Annotated in this window: 21 protein-coding genes; 3 read left to right on the top strand and 18 right to left on the bottom strand. The window is 44.5% G+C overall.

Annotation, left to right across the window (positions count from 1 at the left end; all coding sequences use genetic code 11):
* Window positions 1–35: 35 nt before the first annotated feature.
* From ACBP55_RS05140 to ACBP55_RS05100, 9 genes are all read right to left on the bottom strand, one after another.
* Entirely contained in the window at window positions 36–518 is a 483-nt protein-coding gene (locus tag ACBP55_RS05140; RefSeq protein WP_464650232.1) for a hypothetical protein, read from the bottom strand.
* Window positions 519–536: 18 nt separating this feature from the next.
* Complete coding sequence (locus ACBP55_RS05135; protein ID WP_464650230.1) at window positions 537–962, bottom strand: hypothetical protein; 426 nt, start codon at window positions 960–962, stop codon at window positions 537–539.
* Window positions 959–1105, bottom strand: coding sequence for a hypothetical protein (locus tag ACBP55_RS05130; protein WP_464650228.1), 147 nt, complete (start codon window positions 1103–1105; stop codon window positions 959–961). The genes ACBP55_RS05135 and ACBP55_RS05130 overlap by 4 nt, the downstream gene beginning before the upstream one ends.
* A gap of 16 nt (window positions 1106–1121) precedes the next feature.
* Window positions 1122–1271 carry a hypothetical protein gene (locus ACBP55_RS05125; protein WP_164826783.1) on the bottom strand — a complete coding sequence of 50 codons (150 nt, stop codon included), beginning with the start codon at window positions 1269–1271 and terminating at the stop codon, window positions 1122–1124.
* Window positions 1272–1286: 15 nt separating this feature from the next.
* Window positions 1287–2186: a hypothetical protein gene (locus ACBP55_RS05120; RefSeq protein ID WP_464650226.1), complete on the bottom strand. Its 900-nt coding sequence runs from the start codon at window positions 2184–2186 to the stop codon at window positions 1287–1289.
* Between the two features lie 13 nt (window positions 2187–2199).
* Window positions 2200–2895, bottom strand: a complete 696-nt coding sequence (locus tag ACBP55_RS05115) for a hypothetical protein (protein ID WP_464650224.1) — start codon at window positions 2893–2895, stop codon at window positions 2200–2202.
* A gap of 233 nt (window positions 2896–3128) precedes the next feature.
* On the bottom strand, window positions 3129–4700 hold the full coding sequence (locus tag ACBP55_RS05110) for an ATPase, T2SS/T4P/T4SS family (protein ID WP_464650222.1): 1572 nt from the start codon (window positions 4698–4700) through the stop codon (window positions 3129–3131).
* A gap of 25 nt (window positions 4701–4725) precedes the next feature.
* Window positions 4726–5961 (bottom strand): hypothetical protein, encoded by a 1236-nt coding sequence (locus tag ACBP55_RS05105; protein WP_464650220.1) that lies wholly within the window; start codon window positions 5959–5961, stop codon window positions 4726–4728.
* 15 nt (window positions 5962–5976) lie between these two features.
* Window positions 5977–6684, bottom strand: coding sequence for a CpaB family protein (locus ACBP55_RS05100; RefSeq protein ID WP_464650218.1), 708 nt, complete (start codon window positions 6682–6684; stop codon window positions 5977–5979).
* 230 nt (window positions 6685–6914) lie between these two features.
* Between ACBP55_RS05100 and ACBP55_RS05095 the strand changes: the two genes are divergently transcribed.
* Complete coding sequence (locus tag ACBP55_RS05095; protein ID WP_464650217.1) at window positions 6915–7511, top strand: sensor domain-containing protein; 597 nt, start codon at window positions 6915–6917, stop codon at window positions 7509–7511.
* Between the two features lie 178 nt (window positions 7512–7689).
* The gene (locus tag ACBP55_RS05090) at window positions 7690–9489 is read left to right on the top strand and encodes a response regulator (protein ID WP_464650215.1); all 1800 of its coding nucleotides are present in this window, start codon (window positions 7690–7692) and stop codon (window positions 9487–9489) included.
* Window positions 9490–9531: 42 nt separating this feature from the next.
* Here ACBP55_RS05090 and ACBP55_RS05085 read toward each other — a convergent pair whose 3' ends face one another.
* From ACBP55_RS05085 to ACBP55_RS05060, 6 genes are all read right to left on the bottom strand, one after another.
* On the bottom strand, window positions 9532–10041 hold the full coding sequence (locus ACBP55_RS05085; protein WP_464650213.1) for a polysaccharide deacetylase family protein: 510 nt from the start codon (window positions 10039–10041) through the stop codon (window positions 9532–9534).
* Window positions 10007–10300, bottom strand: a complete 294-nt coding sequence (locus ACBP55_RS05080; RefSeq protein WP_464650211.1) for a polysaccharide deacetylase family protein — start codon at window positions 10298–10300, stop codon at window positions 10007–10009. Before ACBP55_RS05080 ends, ACBP55_RS05085 begins: the two co-directional genes overlap by 35 nt.
* The gene (locus ACBP55_RS05075) at window positions 10297–10950 is read right to left on the bottom strand and encodes a YkoP family protein (protein ID WP_464650210.1); all 654 of its coding nucleotides are present in this window, start codon (window positions 10948–10950) and stop codon (window positions 10297–10299) included. Before ACBP55_RS05075 ends, ACBP55_RS05080 begins: the two co-directional genes overlap by 4 nt.
* 883 nt (window positions 10951–11833) lie before the next feature.
* Entirely contained in the window at window positions 11834–12796 is a 963-nt protein-coding gene (locus ACBP55_RS05070) for a PfkB family carbohydrate kinase (RefSeq protein WP_464650209.1), read from the bottom strand.
* A gap of 7 nt (window positions 12797–12803) precedes the next feature.
* Window positions 12804–13400, bottom strand: a complete 597-nt coding sequence (locus ACBP55_RS05065) for a TetR/AcrR family transcriptional regulator (protein ID WP_464650208.1) — start codon at window positions 13398–13400, stop codon at window positions 12804–12806.
* Between the two features lie 27 nt (window positions 13401–13427).
* On the bottom strand, window positions 13428–14591 hold the full coding sequence (locus ACBP55_RS05060; protein WP_464650206.1) for a YhgE/Pip domain-containing protein: 1164 nt from the start codon (window positions 14589–14591) through the stop codon (window positions 13428–13430).
* Between the two features lie 392 nt (window positions 14592–14983).
* Here ACBP55_RS05060 and ACBP55_RS05055 point away from each other — a divergent pair, with 392 nt between their 5' ends.
* Window positions 14984–15211, top strand: coding sequence for an SHOCT domain-containing protein (locus ACBP55_RS05055; protein ID WP_464650204.1), 228 nt, complete (start codon window positions 14984–14986; stop codon window positions 15209–15211).
* A gap of 307 nt (window positions 15212–15518) precedes the next feature.
* Here ACBP55_RS05055 and ACBP55_RS05050 read toward each other — a convergent pair whose 3' ends face one another.
* From ACBP55_RS05050 to ACBP55_RS05040, 3 genes are all read right to left on the bottom strand, one after another.
* The gene (locus tag ACBP55_RS05050; RefSeq protein WP_171647097.1) at window positions 15519–15857 is read right to left on the bottom strand and encodes an MmcQ/YjbR family DNA-binding protein; all 339 of its coding nucleotides are present in this window, start codon (window positions 15855–15857) and stop codon (window positions 15519–15521) included.
* 56 nt (window positions 15858–15913) lie between these two features.
* Window positions 15914–16444 carry a hypothetical protein gene (locus tag ACBP55_RS05045; RefSeq protein WP_464650202.1) on the bottom strand — a complete coding sequence of 177 codons (531 nt, stop codon included), beginning with the start codon at window positions 16442–16444 and terminating at the stop codon, window positions 15914–15916.
* Between the two features lie 457 nt (window positions 16445–16901).
* Entirely contained in the window at window positions 16902–17510 is a 609-nt protein-coding gene (locus ACBP55_RS05040) for a thioredoxin family protein (RefSeq protein ID WP_464650200.1), read from the bottom strand.
* Between the last annotated feature and the right edge of the window lie 259 nt (window positions 17511–17769).

The raw sequence follows: 17769 nt of genomic DNA, 5'->3' as shown, positions 1-17769 counted from the left end.
CACACCTCACCCTCTCATTATACTTACATATATGGTCAAAACACCATCTCCGCCGAAGACTTAATCGTCCACGTAATCGGCTGCAAAACCGTATAAGTCCGCGGAAACTCCAAGCGAATAAACATAATCACACCAGGACGATCCAGCGTTACGGTGTAGCCATTCCCCGCATTCACATACGTATAAGGAAAAACTTCATTATCATTAATAATCTTAAATAAGTCCACGACAACCCTGCTGCGCAAAAACGTATTCGGCAGCGGATCATTCACCTCATTTAATCTTAAATTAGCCTGCAAATATTGCATGGCTACATCTCTAGCCTTCGTCTCATCAATACTGTGAATACCGCTTGCTAGCTTTACTTGATCACTTTGCTGAGCCGCCGCATGCACCGAATTATTCAATGCATGCTTCCCGTGAAAAAGCGTATGCATCGCTAATTCTTCATCCGTTTGCAGCCCATATAGCGACATAAAAACGACGCTCATCAAGACTATCAAAAGCAGTTTGTACAAGACATCACCTCGGGTCCCTTAAGGCACATACTCACTCATCTTCATGCCTGTTGCCCCCATCCGATCCGAGCTGGAAGGAATCGTAATTCCGACAAGCTGATCAATGACAAAAAGTCGATGATACGGATACGTCATCTTCAAACTCAATCCCGTTCCTCGCCAAACGGGCATTCCCGGATCCATGCCCCCGACCCCCGTTGTCGTATTTACCTTGTAAACGAGATCTCCCGGAATGAAGCCTCTTTCCGCCATCCGATCCTTTGATTCCTGAATCATCGTGCTATTGATATAGCCGTGCCTGCCATTAGCACCGATTTCAAGCAAATAATCGACTTCTTTTTGCAAAACAGCCTGCCGAACAATAATGACATGCTTATAAACCGGAGCAAACATAAACCAACAAAGCATAGTCGCAAATAAGATAAACACCAATATCTGCTTCATGGATTAATCCGTTCAATCGTCCCATTGATTCTTGCTCCGCTGTTGCTTACTTGCCTCCGAGTCCCTGTGCTGCCACCAACCACACTGTTATATATGACAATCACCACCATAATCAACATCACCGTAACGAGGATCGTTCTCACAACAAATCTTCCCTCCTTACGGCCTTAATGCCGTAATATCCGTATTTGCCTGCGTTCCGTGATTCGAAATATTCCGTCTCATCCCTGTCGACCCATCATTAATAATCGATGTAAAAAGCAATGCCACGACAATTAGCATCATAACTGTGATCAATATATTCCTCATAACTTCCCTCTCCCTTTAGTTAATCGCATTAAATAATCGCTGGCCTTCAGCAATCCACGGGTACATGAATACCCGAAATGTGTTCAAAATCGGCAATCCCGCTAATACAAACAAAAGATAAGACACGGTTTCTTTTTTACTATCTCGAACTAGTTCCATTTTTTCTTTGTAATCCTGAATTCTTTGCTTTAACAACTCGTAATAGCTGCCATGTTCATTCAACCTCAAAGCATTCAGCGTTTCTCCAAAGCTGTGTGCTTCATCTGTCCCTAGTCTGATTTTAAAATGATTAATAGCTTCTTCCGAGCCTTGATACCATTCATTCAACATCAATTGAAAGTGCGGCCGAATGGAGCGCGTTTGTGAAACACATAGAGACAGCTTGGCATGTAAATTCAGCCCAGAATCGTTGTAATAGAGAAGATGATGACTAATTATGTAAATCTCTCGGACTATTCGATGGGCTCGTTTTTCCTTTAATTGAGCCAGTACCTTTTTGTCAAAAAACAAAAAAATAAGTAAGCAGGCCGCCCCCGCCATGACATAAATCGGCTGCACATTCAATGTTAGCATCGGATACTCCAGAGCCAAGTACCCAACAGCACCAAGCATAAGTGAGCACCCCATTCCTATCCTTCTCACACCTTCATATAGGTTAGCGTTCATCCAAATCCCGCATCCCAGCAGCAGTTGACGCTTTTCCTGCACGATTTTCGTACTCATACCTAAGCATGAGAACATCCATGAAGGAAGTTTTGTTTCTTGCAGCGTTCTTTTGACATGTAGTGATCTCCACCTCTTCTTACGTGCAGGCATATGCATGAAAAAGTGATAAAAAATCGTCATGAAAAGAAGAAAGAGCAGCAAATTAGAAACCATCTGCAGATTGGCTAGTTGTGTGCTTTCAATAATCACGGAAGCAACTCCCTCACATTCTTCGCATAGATAAGTAGATGCCCATTAAAAACGAGACAAAAATGAGCAGAAGCGCATCCAGAATCATGTTTCGCCCGCCAGGATCAACAATATAATACAAATAAGCGTTCTCTGTGTTTACCTTGAAATTAATAAATAAGAATAAGGCAAGAAACAATATCGGCGTAAAATTAGCAATACGTATCTCCAAAAGTCGATTTCTTTCCAACTGATCGAATCGCTGCGCTTTCCGCATATCGACAATCAACTCTTTTAGGCTTTCTCCGACAAAGCTCCCTTCCGTCAAAGCAACACGCATAACACCGACAAAATAATCGGCCCATGTATGGCCCAATGTGAGTGAGAAAATGCGCAAGCTCTCCTCCGTATCCCTTTGGGTCATGAGATTACGATATAATTGCTCGAATACAGGCTTGATCGGATAAAGAATGCGATTCTCCTCTAAACAATACTTAAGAGCCATTTTCATATTTTTATTTGGATCGACCATATAGTACTGATAGAACACTTCAACGGCGGGAAGGAACTCCAGTCGGGTTTGCAGTCTGACACTGACCAGCTTTAACCGAAGCAGCATATAAGGAAGTGAAACACAGATCGATGTGACGATTACGACTCCTTTTAACGTCTGAAAAAACAACGTCCCCGCCAATAATCCTGCTAAAAATAAAACGAAACTAACTGTCATAATGCCTCGCATGCTCATTTTAGATTCGACGGATTCCATCATTTCCTTTATATGCTTAAATAAAGAGCTCCTATTTCCCAAATATTCGCTGAATCTAGCGACGAACGTGGAGGTTTTGACATAATGCAGCCTATATCTGGCCTTGCGTTGTCGGATAACTACGTGTAAAAGCGATTGTATTAGTACAAAAACTAGAACGAATAACAATAATAGAAAGACATATTTGGCGAAAATCATTGCTGTGACTCGCCTACTTTCTCAATAAAACCGAGTTCCCTCAACAAAGCAAACCCCTCTTTGTCGTTCTTGCCTATTTTCCGCGATGCATGATGCGACAATTTCCCGGGAAATGTCCATTCCTCTGTCGACTTGTCATAAACTGCGAGATCCGTGACGCAAACCTCTTCATTTTCATATCGATATTCGACGATTCGCACAATCTTTCTTTTTCCATCAACGACAGCCATCTCCATACCGATTTGTGTCACAAACTCTGTAATCCGTTTCGTTAGACGAAGTGGATTCATCCCCCTGCCATCGAGCATACACATATCTGTAATCGCATCAGGTACATCCTCAAGCTCACTCACATGTACCGAAGTAATACTGCCCTCGTGCCCCCGCGTACAAGCCCTCACATAAAGATTGGCATCATCATCCCGAATTTCAGCGTGACAAATGCGCTTTGGCGATTGCCTCAATGCCAATTTAAAAGCTTGCAGTCCAGAATGCCGAGGATCCTCCTCGTCAATTTCGTATTCGACGATATTTTTATGCGGAAAATCGCGCTTTAAATTCAACTCGAATCTCGATTCGATCGTAATAATTCGTTCATTATCGTCCATTTCGGCAATTATCGCCTTGATTAAATTCGTTTTCCCCGAGTTAGTTGGGCCAATAACCACCATATTGAAATAAGATCGGATCAAGATCAGAATCAGCTTCTCCATCCTTTTATCCATCGTGGCTAGTTCTGCAGCGGCAAGGGATGCCAAATCAAACCGTTTAATCGTGTAAAAACGAATCGTTAAGGTCGGTTCAGCCGTGAACCCGAACCCAGTCATCGTAACGCGGGATCCATCCCGCAGAACAACCTCTGCCCATCGCTTCCTGGGATTCAAAGTGTCATTGTTAAAAAGAACTAAATTCTGCTGAATCCTCTCTAATTCACGCACAGAAGGCAACGTATAGGCAGACGGCATTGCCATCCCGCCACGCACTTCAAAAATCTGTCTCCCCACAACCTGAATTTCTTCAAGTCCTTCCTTGTGTTTGAGTACTAGTTCAAGAACGTTAAGCCCAATAATCTCTGCAAAAATGGCTTCCGGCAAAGTCGTATAACCAATCGTCCTCGGAGGGACATCCGAAAGCCTTCTTTTCGAAACCAGATCATGAATTATCGCAAGAAGCTTGCCTCGATCCTCCTCATAACCAAGAATCGCACGATTCAACGTCTCGTTATACAGCTGCTTTTCGGCCTCCGTCCTGCCCTTCATCGTAACAAGCTCACTTCGAATATCCTGCACCCATTGGTTAAAAAGAGCATCCCCCTGCATCTGCGGTTCAGTTCTCTCTCCACCGACAGCACCGCTAACCATACTTGCTCTCAGACTTCCCTCGCCATCTTCTTCTCCTAAAGAGCCCTGTGACCGCCTTCCCTGATCTTCCCCAAAGCCAAATCTCACCGAGTTATTATCTGATCTTCTTTTCTTTTCCAGCTCCGTACCTAAAGCCAAATCAACCACTGCACCCTCGCTTTTGCGTTCATGCATGTAAGTAATGATTGAAAACCTTTCCTCGCTCACTCCCTTCACCTCTTCCCTGCTTGATTTAAGTTGCAGCTCGTCTGCCTGTTATGATCTTCTGCAGCCATGTTACTTGTCGTAAACTCACCTTCCTTGGCAGCTTATAGTAGTCAATGAATTTTCGAGAAACTGCCCTAACCTCCTCATGCATGGCGTGGGTTGGTACGAACATGTCCAACAATTTGCCTTGATTACAACGCGAAAGCGCATCAGCATGCCGAGATACTTGACCAATCAGATGCAGCTGTGTTTCCTTGCGAATATCTTTAATCGTGAACTCACTATGCTTGGCATGACGATCCGTTTGAACAGCCATTAACTCAAAGCCATCCGGTTGAAGACCAAAAACAGCGCCAACCTGCCTGATCCACCTCGAAAAATCCTCTTGAAAATGCGCGATATCCGCTGTCGTTACGACAATTTTGCTATCTGCTTCCAAGAGTCCACAAACCGTAGCAGCATTGTCCCAATAAGCGCTCACTTCGATGATACATACATCAAAAGTGGCTCGTGCCACACGCAACAAATGAATAATCTCGGATGGCGTAAAAAACTCCGCCTGCTCTCGAAGCATATTCCCATATAAGATATGCAGCCCATGTGCCTCTTTCGGCTTATCGCAAACCTGCTGCAGCCTTTCCGGTGTAAGACTTTGCGCCTTCAGCTCCGCTCTCAGACCATCCAACGTAAAAACATGCTCATCTCGACCTAAATAACGATGAAGCTTAGAGCTTTTTAGATTAAGGCACATATATCCGACATTCATTGATGTCTCTAAGGCTAGCGCGTGTGCTACACCAAAAGAAGCTAAGGTCGTACCTATGTTAGGTGTAGATCCGATAAAAGTAATTAACTTTCCTGACGATTGTTGATTCGTATGATCTACCCCAGAACCATCAACCCAAGCCCGAATATCGTCAGCAATAACAGCGGTGCTGCGCCCTGGCTGGACATAATCAAGCTTCATCAGCTTGCACATTTTTAAATATTTTTCATTTATGGAAGCATCGTGATAGTTCGAGAGCAGAACTATAATTTTTAAACCTGAATACTGCTGCTGTAATTCCTCTAGAAACTCTTCAAAATCCCCAAAATCCATCTCCCGATCCGAAATGATCGTATGCGAGTAAGGCATCTCCGTTAATTTACGACGTAAATCATCCGGAGCCGAGCAGATCATCCAGCTTAACGGCTTCGAATAAACGACATTCGTAATCTCATCGATTAATCGTTGATCCGTTGATAGCAGTCCTATATGCAAATTTCATACCTCCTTTCATTCTCCTGCCAAAATTGAAGAGGAACTGAACGCGATGACTAACCTCGCTTTCTTCGAGCTGCATAATTGATCAATCTGAAGCCACTCACTCTCCGCTAAATTAAGGTTGATCTGATCGATAGCCCCGTTCGCTTCCAATCGGGAAGCATACATCTTTTCCTTATCGCCTTCCACTTTGGATAGCAGATTAGAGTTCTTCGGATTATCCACCTCCACATTCGCCGATGATTTCACAGAAGCAACCGTAATTTCCTTCTCATCAAAAAGCCTGCGCGAGCTACTATCAGCTCCAGAAACATAAATTCGCACTCGATCCCCGGCACGAATACCATTTGAAACCGACAGCAAATATTCCTTGGGAATTTGAAAAGTAGCCTGCTGCTCATTAGGGAGCAGATGATAACGATTTACTTTCCATTTCAAAATAGGCTCCTGCTTACCAAGCGGTATCAACGTCTCAAGCCCAACCACCTCCGTCAGTTTCGTCATCATGCCTTCTGTGTAACTTCCCTTCTGAACTGCTCTAAATTCCACCATATCCTCACGAATCAAGACACCGGCCCGAATAAAATCCTTCGGAACCGCAACCTGAACAGTCTGCTGCAGCTCGACCTGATTCACCTGCATGATATACACCCCATACACAAGCAACCCCGCCATAACCGCAGCAACCAAACTAATAAGCAGGCTCCTCCTGCGATTCAAAACCTCACCCCCTTTTTCTCGCCAAAACAAAAAAAGAACGCAAACCCCGGACATTCATCCGAAATCTGCGTTCTTCGCAAATAAAACATAGCATACGATCTTCCATTTTTCAACATATTTTTAAAAAACTAAGATTTCTACCTAATGTCATATGACATTTTGGCACTAGATTAATTGACACGTGAAACAGTAGGATACGGCTATTACATGGAAGGGACGATGATTCATTCATGAAAAAGAAGATCATAGGCTTCATCCAAAATGGCTACTTCTTACTGTTCACATTTGCGACAGGATTATTTTACTTTTGTTTTTATCTAATTACCCTTACCCTAGGTTTAGGTCTTTCTTTTACAGTGGTAGGTATTCCACTACTCACACAAGTACTGCGAACCACGCCGACCTTCGTGCAATACGAACGGATACAAACGAAGATCTATACCGATATCAGCACTCCGCCTTACGAACGGAAAATAAGACTAGAGGTGTCTTTCTGGGGGCAAGCCAAAAAGGAGCTTCAAGATCCCCGTAACTGGATCGCTATCTGTTGGTTGATGTTGAAATTTTTGATTGGACTTCTTTGTCTCCTAAGTGTAGCCATCCTCTATGTAACGCCTCTTTTGTTTATCCTAGCTCCGTTGCTCCTTCTTTTTTTGGACATACACATCATGGGTATAACGATAGGTACATTCACGAAATCTCTTCTTGTTTCGGCTATTGGGATTCTTCTTACTTTTGTGAGCGCTTGGTTAGCAAATGGGTTGGTACGATTAATCGGCGGTTACACACGTCTAATGATCAAAAGGTTAAACCAATCCCACGACTAGCCAAGGATAAACGACTCCGTCGTCCTTCTGGGACGAGCGCGTTTGTCAAGGTAGATGCGAAGCAAAAGTATAAAACTTATACTTTCTTATCTACTGAGAAAAGTGTCGTTTGATAAAAATTTGTTCTATACTGGTTAGGAACAGCAAGAATCTGAAGGTTTAGTAGGGGATGATGGACTTGTTTGAAACCGTAAAACAGTGGTTCTGGTATGACTGGATTATGCTCATATTCCGACTTATTGGTAGTAGTTCTCTCATGATTACCACCGTACATTTGCATGCTGACATACCGCTGCCGCTGTGGGCTTTGATTTTTTGGCAGATTATTGCTTTTTCCGTTCCTTGGCTTTGTTTGTTGCTCAACTATAAGTATTATCTACTTACAGAGATCATTTTTTCGGGCGGACTAATCTTGTATTTAACTTCTTTGTTCCCGGAAGCTTATCTCGCATTTCTGACATATGCTTTCCTGATTGCAGTGAACAGCGCTCACCAATCCTATCGATGGTCAGGGCCCGTCACGATCTTTCTCATACCTCTTTTCATAAATTTGCTTTCTCATCAAAACAATTATTGGATCATGATGAGCCACTTCGGACTCGCTTATGCCATTGGGTTTACCTTTCATTTACTGGTGGTCAATCATCGGCAAAGTCAGGTCATCCGTGAACAGAATACCGTTTTAGAACAGTATTTGTCCCAAATCGAACGCATCACGCTAGCTGAAGAACGCAATCGGCTATCCAAGGATCTTCATGATACGGTTGGACATTCCTATACCTCTATTATCATGGGATTAGAAACATTGCGTCCGGAACTTTCTATGGAAGCCGGGGAACAGAAACTCAATTCTCTGTTGAATTTAGCTCGCAAGGGCATAGAGGAAGTCAGAGGATACTTGCATCAATTAGAGTCACCACAGGAGACGCTTCCGCTGCTCCAGTCGTTACAACAATTACGAGAAGAATTTCAGGCACATGCCAAAGTGAGCGTTCGCTTCCGAACTTTTGGTGAGGAGTACCCGTTACCCAAGCAAGCCAAAATGGCCTTCTTTCGTTGCTTGCAGGAATCGTTAACTAACGCTGTACGTCATGGGCAGTCTACGGAAATTACCGTTTCACTGCAATTTGAGCAGCGGCACACTAGACTCGAAGTACAGGACAACGGTACAGGGATGGAGAAATGGCAGGATGGCTTCGGCTTGAACGCGATGAAAGAGCGAGCCATGAATCTACATGGGCAAGTCTCTGTTTATACAAAGCATGGTGAAGGAACGCTCGTTACCTGCACATTGCCAAGGCAAGTGGAATTATCGGATGAGGTCATTCGCTTACTGATCGTCGATGACCAACCCTTCATCAGAGAAAGCCTCCGGACCATTCTGGAGGTACACAAGGATTTGCAAGTGGTGGGATTGGCCGAGGATGGCGAACAAGCCATTGAGCTATGCGAACAGTTTCAGCCTCAGTTAGTGCTTATGGATTTGGATTTGCCCAACATGGATGGGATTTCAGCATCAAAAAAAATAAAGCAATCTTGGCCTCACATCCGTATTCTGATTCTGACCACATTTCAAGATACGGAACAGGCCCTGGATGTTCTGCGAAGCGGAGCGGATGGTTACTTATTGAAATCGATTGAACCGCGTGAGCTTGCTGAGAACATTCGACTTATCTATCGTGGTGGCACACTGATTGATCAGGAGATGTCCCATAAATTGTTTGAGAAGCTCGAAATGGACAAGAATGAAATTCTATTATTTAAACCGAAAACAACCGAGAATTACGACCTAACTCCACGGGAAATCGAAATTTTACAGCTTGTATCTAAGGGTCTACGTTATAAAACCATCGCTTCGAAATTATACTTATCTGACGGTACAGTGAGAAATTATGCCTCAACGGCCTATATGAAATTGGGGGTTCGCAACCGGGAAGAAGCTATACAGAAGGCATTGGAAGCCGGATTTCTCTCATAAATCCAGGCTTTCTTTCCTTACCTTCTCATTCACTTCGTGAGCCTACAATTGGACCTGGCCAGGAGACTTGGCTCTCGATACAATGTCTCCAATCCCCCTCGCTTCTTTACCCAGCAGCTCATCCGTTCGCAGACATTTCAAACCCTTCATTTGAATTTCTTCCAAAACTTCTTTCAGAACTGCTATCATGTGCCGCGGTGCTTCTTCATCTGCTCCAAGTGTATCGCCGCTATCGTGTAGAACGACGATGGAACCAGGCTTAATCCTTTTCAACAAGGCACGCTTCATTTTTTCAGCGCTGACCGATAATTTCCAATCTCCTACAATAACCGACCACAGTGCGATCCGATAAGACTTTCTCATTAAAAGGAGATCGCCTAGATTGAGAAGCCCCCAGGGCGGGCGGTAAAAGGTCGGCCGCTCTCCTGTGGTTCGCTCGACAATATCAGCTGTGCGATCTGCTTGCTCCCGTTTAGTCGTCCATGGGGACAAAATCCAGTTGGAAGTGTGCGTATAATTATGAATGCCGATTTGGTGCCCCTCCCGGTACATTCGCTGAATCAGCTTCCGGGTATTTTTCGGCCTTGCTGCCCAGTACGAAGAAGGTGGCCTTTACCTCACGCTCTTTTAACAAGTCCAGTAATTTAGGCGTATAGCAAGGGTCAGGACCATCATCGAAAGTAAAGGCAATTCCCCTCGCCACTTTTCCTTTGGAGTGAACGCCCCACCTACATATTCGGGTAAGTATAAAGGGAACTATCATATAGAGAATCATCATATCTATGGATAAATTAATTAGCTTTTGTATCATGAGACCGCCTCTTTCTTCCTTTGACCCTGCAGATCCTGGCTGCCATCAAGAGATGATGGTTTCGAATCCTTTTTCCGTACCGTAAAACGTTCCTTCAGAGACTGTTTGCTTACCACTATCATTATGGGAGATAACTTCTCGATGCTGTGCCCGACTCGCTGTTTCCCTTCCGGATGCAGCATACGAAGAAGAAAGCGAAGATACATCGCATAAAATCGTTGCTGCCATTTGGACTCGATGGAATGGTGTTCAAAGCCTATTCCGTGAATGATCCCCCGGTGAAGCAACGTGATCCCGGTTAAGGCTTGGACTTTCACCAGTTCCGGATTGCTATCCAGCTCCTGACTTATTTGCTTCATTGCAATTCGAAACAAGCGTGCAGTACTCAACCCGGCTCGATCTGCACCGACCGTACGTGTAAGCCTCAGCACCTGCCGATTATCCAAATGAAGTTCGCCCACCCAATCTCCGGCGAGTATCCGACGCCCGTCTTGACAGGTAATACTGTTCCCGCGATGCTGCCTGACCACCAATTTACATATGCCATATTCCAACACAGACTCGCTTCGAAATCTGTTTAAGAAGTCAAACACGTGCTCCCACATCATCCAAAGGGACTGTAAGGATGTTTTCCTAAGTGACGCTGTCATAATCTTCCCCCACTCTCATTTGATATGCATATTCCTTTAATGCTAGACTAGCTGTAATTCTAAATCATATGTTGTTATCACTTTATTTTCCAGCTATCGCTTTCCAATTACGCACATCGGTTAGTTCAGCTTTAACCTGATCCCATAAGCTTCCTTCCTTTCTTGTTCGGTTTGGAATTGGACCAATGGAGATATTAGAAATCACTTACAACTCTTATGCTAGTTCTTGTGATGTAAAATCGGCTAGTGCCATAATGTCATATGACAAACTTTCTCGATAAACGTTATCGGACAAGGGTCATTCCACATCAAAAACACCCTATCGTCTATTTCCGGAAGGACTTTAGAAGGTAGGATGCTTGTTTATTCGTTTATTCTGATGGCCAAGTACTTTATGAGCCGCTTGTGATCAACTTGACGTTGAATGTGGATATTTCTCACTCCATCTAAACAAAAAGAACGCAACCCCCGGACTACATCCGAAATTTGCGTTCTTCTAAAATCTAATTTACTGGGGGCTACGGCCTGCATCAAAATGTTTGTGCCTTGGCCTCTCTAGTGAACCACTATCCCTTTCACTCAGAAATGCACATACGTCAGGAAAATATTTCATCCCGTTAACTTTCGGTTAATTGGATGAAATTTTTCCTACATCCGTTTCTGAGCTGTTGGGATAGTGGGCACAGGCTTGGCTTCCATGAATTGATCACCAGCATTGATAATTCTTGCTGCTCAATCTCACACCACTATCCCTTTCACTCAAAATTGAACATACGTCAGGAAAATATTTCATCCCGTTAACATTCGGTTAATTGGATGAAATTTTTCCCACATCCATTTCTGAGCTGTGGGGATAGTGGGCATAGGCTTTGCTTCTCACAAGTTAGCCTTGTACTTCCGCAAGCGTAGGGAGCGCAGGAATCGCTCCCCTGCGCGTCGTAGTAATTGCGCCTACGCGGTTGGCGAAGGCGAATACCTGCTCAGCGGCTCCTGCATCAGCGAGCGCGTCAACGATGTTAGCTGGCGTAGCGCCAAGCGCCACCAGCTGATAAAGCATGCCGCCGACAAAACTGTCGCCGGCGCCAGTCGTGTCCACGGCTGCCACAGGCGTGCCGGGGATGACGACATCCTGCCGTGCGGTCACGACACGGCAGCCCTCTGGGCCTAAAGTGATGATAATCACTTTAGGTCCGCGCTGCAGCAGCTGCTGCGCACCAGTGGTCGCGTCAACGCCGAGGAGGAATTCGATTTCCTCCTCGCTGACTTTGACCACATCCGCAAGCGGCAGCTGCGCAAGGATTTCTGCCCGAGCTGCGTCAGCGCTCGGCCACAGCGCCAAGCGCACATTGGGGTCGTACGACACCAATGCGCCAAAATCTCTCGCTCGGCGCGCTGCGTCCAGCGTCGCGGTGCGGCAAGGCTCGGCGATCAGTGATACCGAGCCGAAATGATAAACCGCGGCATCCTCCAGCCACTGCGCCTGGACTTCGTCTGCGCGCAGCAGCATGTCCGCCGCCGGGTCGCGGAAAAACAAGAAATCGCGCTCACCATCCGCGCGCAGTGAAACAAACGCCAGACCGGTCTTCGCCTCATCGGTCTGCACAACGGCCGTATGCACGCCGACTTCGTTAAGCGTGCGCACCAAAAAATCGCCGAATGGATCGCGGCCGATTTTGCCAATAAACCTTGCGTCGCCGCCTAGCTTGGCGACCGCCGCAGCAACATTGGCCGGCGCTCCGCCCGCCGCCCGCTGGAAGCCCGTAACGTCTGCCAGCGCTTGTCCGTTTACCTCCGGTATGAAATCAATCAAAAGCTCACCCAAACATACGATACACGTTTTCCCCATTGTTCCATCAATCCCCTTTACTTTGATATCCTAATGCGTTCATCACATAGGCTGTTGTTTGCGCAATTAACGTCTGCGCATCCGGTCGCTCCTCCGTAAACATAAGCTCAAAAAACTCCCTCTGCTTATAAAAAAATATGGAGCCCAGTACAAACATGAGCGTACTATCCAAGGATTCAAAATGAAAAATCCCGTCCTGCCTGCCTTTCTCTAGTAAATCCCTTACCTTTTTCCATAAAGGATACACGAGCTCTCTCATTTTTTCCACACGTGGGGTGATCGTAATAATCTCCATTTGCATAATAGTAATCATTTGAGGATCAGTACTTCTGATCTCTATTACGCCCTGAATAATCGTCCGGATACCTATAATGGGATCCTCAACGGCAAAAAAATCAATTAACTTATTTTTAGGGAAAAACTGATTAAATATCTCATAGAAAACGCTCTCTTTTCCGCCAAAATAATAGGAAACCAGAGCCACATTGGCCCCGGCCTCCTCACATATTTGACGAACACTTGTCGCATCATAACCATTCTTCGCAAACAGCTTCTTTGCTGCCAAAAGAATCTTCATTTTCATATCTAATTCGGGTTCAGCCATTCAATCAATGCCCTCCTCGTTATTGGGCTAAGCGGTTTGTGGACGTTGTTCCATGGCAGGCACAGCCTTTGCCTTTTTCGCAGATACAACCAAGATATCGATAACTAGTGCAGCTGCAGCAATAAGAAACAAGAATCCGACTTCCTTCGCTACACCTGGCCCGCCAAACAAGATATTCATTAACCCATTCACGGCATAGGTAGCTGGGAAAGCATTACTAATTGTATGGTAAAAATGCGACAAAAGCTCTCTCGGCACAATAGCGCCAGAAGACACCAATTGTAAGGACAACATCGCGATGTTAAATAGCATACCTGCGTTCCCAAACAATGTCAAAAACATTTGTGCGACGAGCGCAAAGGTGAGTAAGAATAAGGTTTCGAACGCCCAAAGAGAGACAAAGCCTTTCTCCACATGCCCGCCTAAGGAAACGACCATCGTTGCACTGATCAGCCCTACAATAACAACAGCTATGACAGTCACAACGATTCGTGCAGTCATTTTGCCCATTTTAGTTACAGATGCACCTAGAATATTCGTTGATACATTAAAATTCATTCCCATGATCATGGTACCCACAATCGAAGCAAGCACCAGCATCATAGGAAGCATTTGATTCGGCATATCCTTTACTTTATTCGTGCTTTGAATGTCAGAGGTCACCTTAGTTGCAAGTCCTTGTGCGATTTGCCCTGCTTGCTCGGCTGGCAATTTAGGATTCATCTGTGTAAGAACGGCTGATGCCCCAGCCGCTACGGCCTCTTTGTTCACAGACGCTGTGACGTTCCCGGCTACAGCCTGCATCACAGACTTCGTCATCGAAGGATTAGACTCATTAATTGTATATGTAATGGGGACCGTCTGTCCTGGGGTTTGAAGCTGTTTGGAAAAATCAGCCGAGATGTGCATAACCATCTGGACCTGACGATCATTTAACAGATTCTGTGCTTGTTCATTAGAAGCCACTAGCTCTGTTTGAAACGGCAGGTTTCCTTGCAGGTTCTGAACAATTTTGCTCCCCAAACCTTGATCCTCATTAACGATCGCGATCTTCAATTGGCTCGTGTTATCGGATACTCCCGCGTAACCCGTCATCCAAATCAAGCTAAACAACAACTGAAACGTAATGGCTGTGATAATCCCGACCTTTGTCGTTGCTTGTTTTAGAAATGCACCTAGTGCGTGTTTCATTTTAATCACTCCTCTTCCTTAAACGATCGTTTAAATTAAACGTTTGTTTAAATTATAGGTTGGAGTTGAAAAGTTGTCAAGATATGACTTCATCACGTAAAAAAAAGTCTAACGACAAGAAAATACCCTCATTAGCGACAAGAAAGTCCCTACAACCATATAATGAGTGGAATTTCACGACATGAAAATCACTCGAATATGAACAGTCATTTTTAATTCCACATGGGGGAGACGAATACGTATTTATTGGCGCGCATCACCATTTCGGTAATGTCGTTAAGGGCATTAACTTTCTGCCGTTCCACGGGACTCAGCTCGGAGAAGTCCAGGCGCTCTTTTCTCAATTTCTCCCATGCCCGCACGACATCGCCGTCGACCGTCTGGAACGCTTCTTGGTAGACATCGAATACACGTACGTCGTCGTCCGGATTATGCAAGTGAATAACGATGCTACGAATAACAACAAGGGTCTCGCTGCTGACGATGATCCACGAGGCCCGGTCGTTCGCTTGCTGATGAGAAAAAGCAGGGTTGAAGATCGCCCATTGATGATTCTGAAAGAACGTTACTCAAGGGGCGAAATCACCGAAGAGGAATACAAGGAAAAGCGAATGAGATAAAAGATAGGGGCAGATGAAATTTCAGTCCCTCATTTTTGCAATTACCTCGATTTTCTGTTAGTGGCTTCACAAAATCAACAAATCGCAACATCCGGATTTTCCGGCAACTCGAGCCCTATGCGGTAGTGATGGATTTGGCCCGGCCGACCAGTCGACCGCTGCTGAACATAAACTTTTATCGTGAAAATGAAGAAATCCGCGGTTTACGTGGATCTGCCCCTTCCTGCCTTGAGATACGGGAGCGCAGCCTTCGTTATATAAAAATGAGGAAACAGATTTGTAAGAAAGATATCCAACAATTGTAAAATTAAATAGACTCCCGGATGCTCTTAGGAAGGCTTTTAACAACCAAATCGTAAGAGTGGTCAATCATTTCAAAGATAAACGACTCTGGCAAAGAACCCTCGAGAATAATCGTATTCCAGTGCTGTTTGTTCATATGATACCCCGGTCGAACGTCCTCATGCTGCTCTCTCAAGTTTTCCGCAATCACCGGGTCGCATTTTAGGACTAAGTACCCTTTTTTCTCAAAAAAAAGAGCGAATATTTTACCTGCAATTTTTATAGCGATTGGATCGGGTCCCGAGGGATAATCCTTACTCGTTCCTTTTTTGTTTAGACAGTATTCAATTAAATTATTTTTCAAACCGGCTTATCTCCTTCGTAAATGACATTGTATAGAAACTACTTATAACTCCATGTCTACTTGTGATGTTCTGCAATGATTCTTTCAGCATCACGGTAATAAGAATCCGATAATCCCCTTATAGAAGCCGCGAAGCGCTGGTAACCAGCATTCTCTACATCTTCAGCTTGAAGTCTATATTTTACTGCAAGGTCTCTTACTGGCTGTCCAGTCGGATCTACCCAATGGCCCCCTCGAGAATTTAATAATTTAAGGGTGAATCCTCTTCGCATTTTATCTGCATCTTTAGTATATAAGGCGTCTGCAACAACTTCATTGATCCATAAACCATCAAGGTCAGGCGGAGAATAAACCAGTACCCCACCTATATGTGTAAGTGCCACTTCAAAATGGCCAGATTCATTACATAACGATTTAGTTAGCTCTAACCAACTACTGAAATCTTCTTCCGAGAAACTTCCATCTTTCTTCATTCCCAGTGGAGTTTTCCAATCATCAAGTAGCCGATATGCATTTGTGGCAATAGCCTTTTCCTGATCATTAAGTTCAGTATCAGTTTGTGATTCCTTCTTAGAACGATAAACCAAGCGAATCACTTCACAGAAAAACTTCGAGTCAGAGGCCTACAGCATTTAAAACCGACCCCACCGAAGACACGGGCCTTCTCAAGCAGCAGCTCAATTCAATTTCTTCCAGGATAGCAAGTTTCTCCAATGCTGAGTATTGTCGTCTAGGCAAAATAAAGCTCCCCTTTCAGTAGCAGGTTTTTATATTTCACCTGTTTACCTTAAGAGGAGCATATCAGTCTCGGCGATCTACTCCTGTTTAAACCTAATGTTTGCATTAACACTAGAATGATCCCAAAAACATAACGGTGCTATGACGGCTCTTCCCATCCGGCATTTAATCTCATCAATCGGGCCCCCGAAACATCAATTGTATGGTACTATGCCGATGATGCTCTTCAGGTTTGATACGGATAACAATCAATAATTGTGAAATGACTGCTGTCCGGTCATCCCTGCTTCCAGATAGATTGAAAATTCACGAAGGAAAAATAGTAAACAAATCTCTTAATTCATGAAGCATAACTTCCTGATATTCGTTGCTAGCATGATAGAGCTCGCCGATCTCCCGATATGTTTGGTTCAATTTCTCCTTATAACCGGCTTCCTGTTTATCTGGATTGTTCTTTTTAAACCGATCCATTACGGCCTGAATATAGGTTGGACGCGCTCCCCATCTGCCTAGAACATCTCCGGACCCATTCAAGAAAACCGCTATCGGTTGCGCTCGCCCGCCATCCGTGAGAAAGAGATCCATGGTTTCCATATGCTCTTCCATGAGCAACACTTCAGTCGAAATGCGGCTCTGCTCCATAACTCGAAACAGTATGGGGACGTTCCAGATGACGTCCGGGCACCAATCCGTGCATAGAATCAAACAGTGCAGGTCGGAGCGATTGTTTAAAGCGGTAAAGAATGCTTTCTGGTCTTCTTGCGTCCATGTGAAATTCTCGTAAACGGAGATAAACTGCTCTTTGGTATTCGGGATATTACTGTTTTCTATCGCCCGAATCTGCATGTCATCCATGAACTGTTGAGGAGAAATCCCTTGACCGATTTTGTGTGTTAAGTTCAATCGTGCTTCCATTTCTTCACGCACCTTCTTCATTATTTTTGGGAAACGGCACTTTTAATTGCATTCACAATCACTGCTGAGATCCTCCAGTGACCGGTGCTGTTTTTACAGATAAGGCTAAATAACTCATTTTCGAGCATTTCCTTTAATACAAATTTCATTCATTCCTATTTTAATTTACCACCCAATTCTTTTATTATCTGTAACCCAGATTACAATTGGCCAACAAAATCGCGGGTATTCAAAACTTACTGTCAAATATTCACTCATT

This window comes from Paenibacillus sp. WG02 (assembly GCF_055396115.1).
This window is presented reverse-complemented; position numbering and strand designations above follow the sequence as displayed.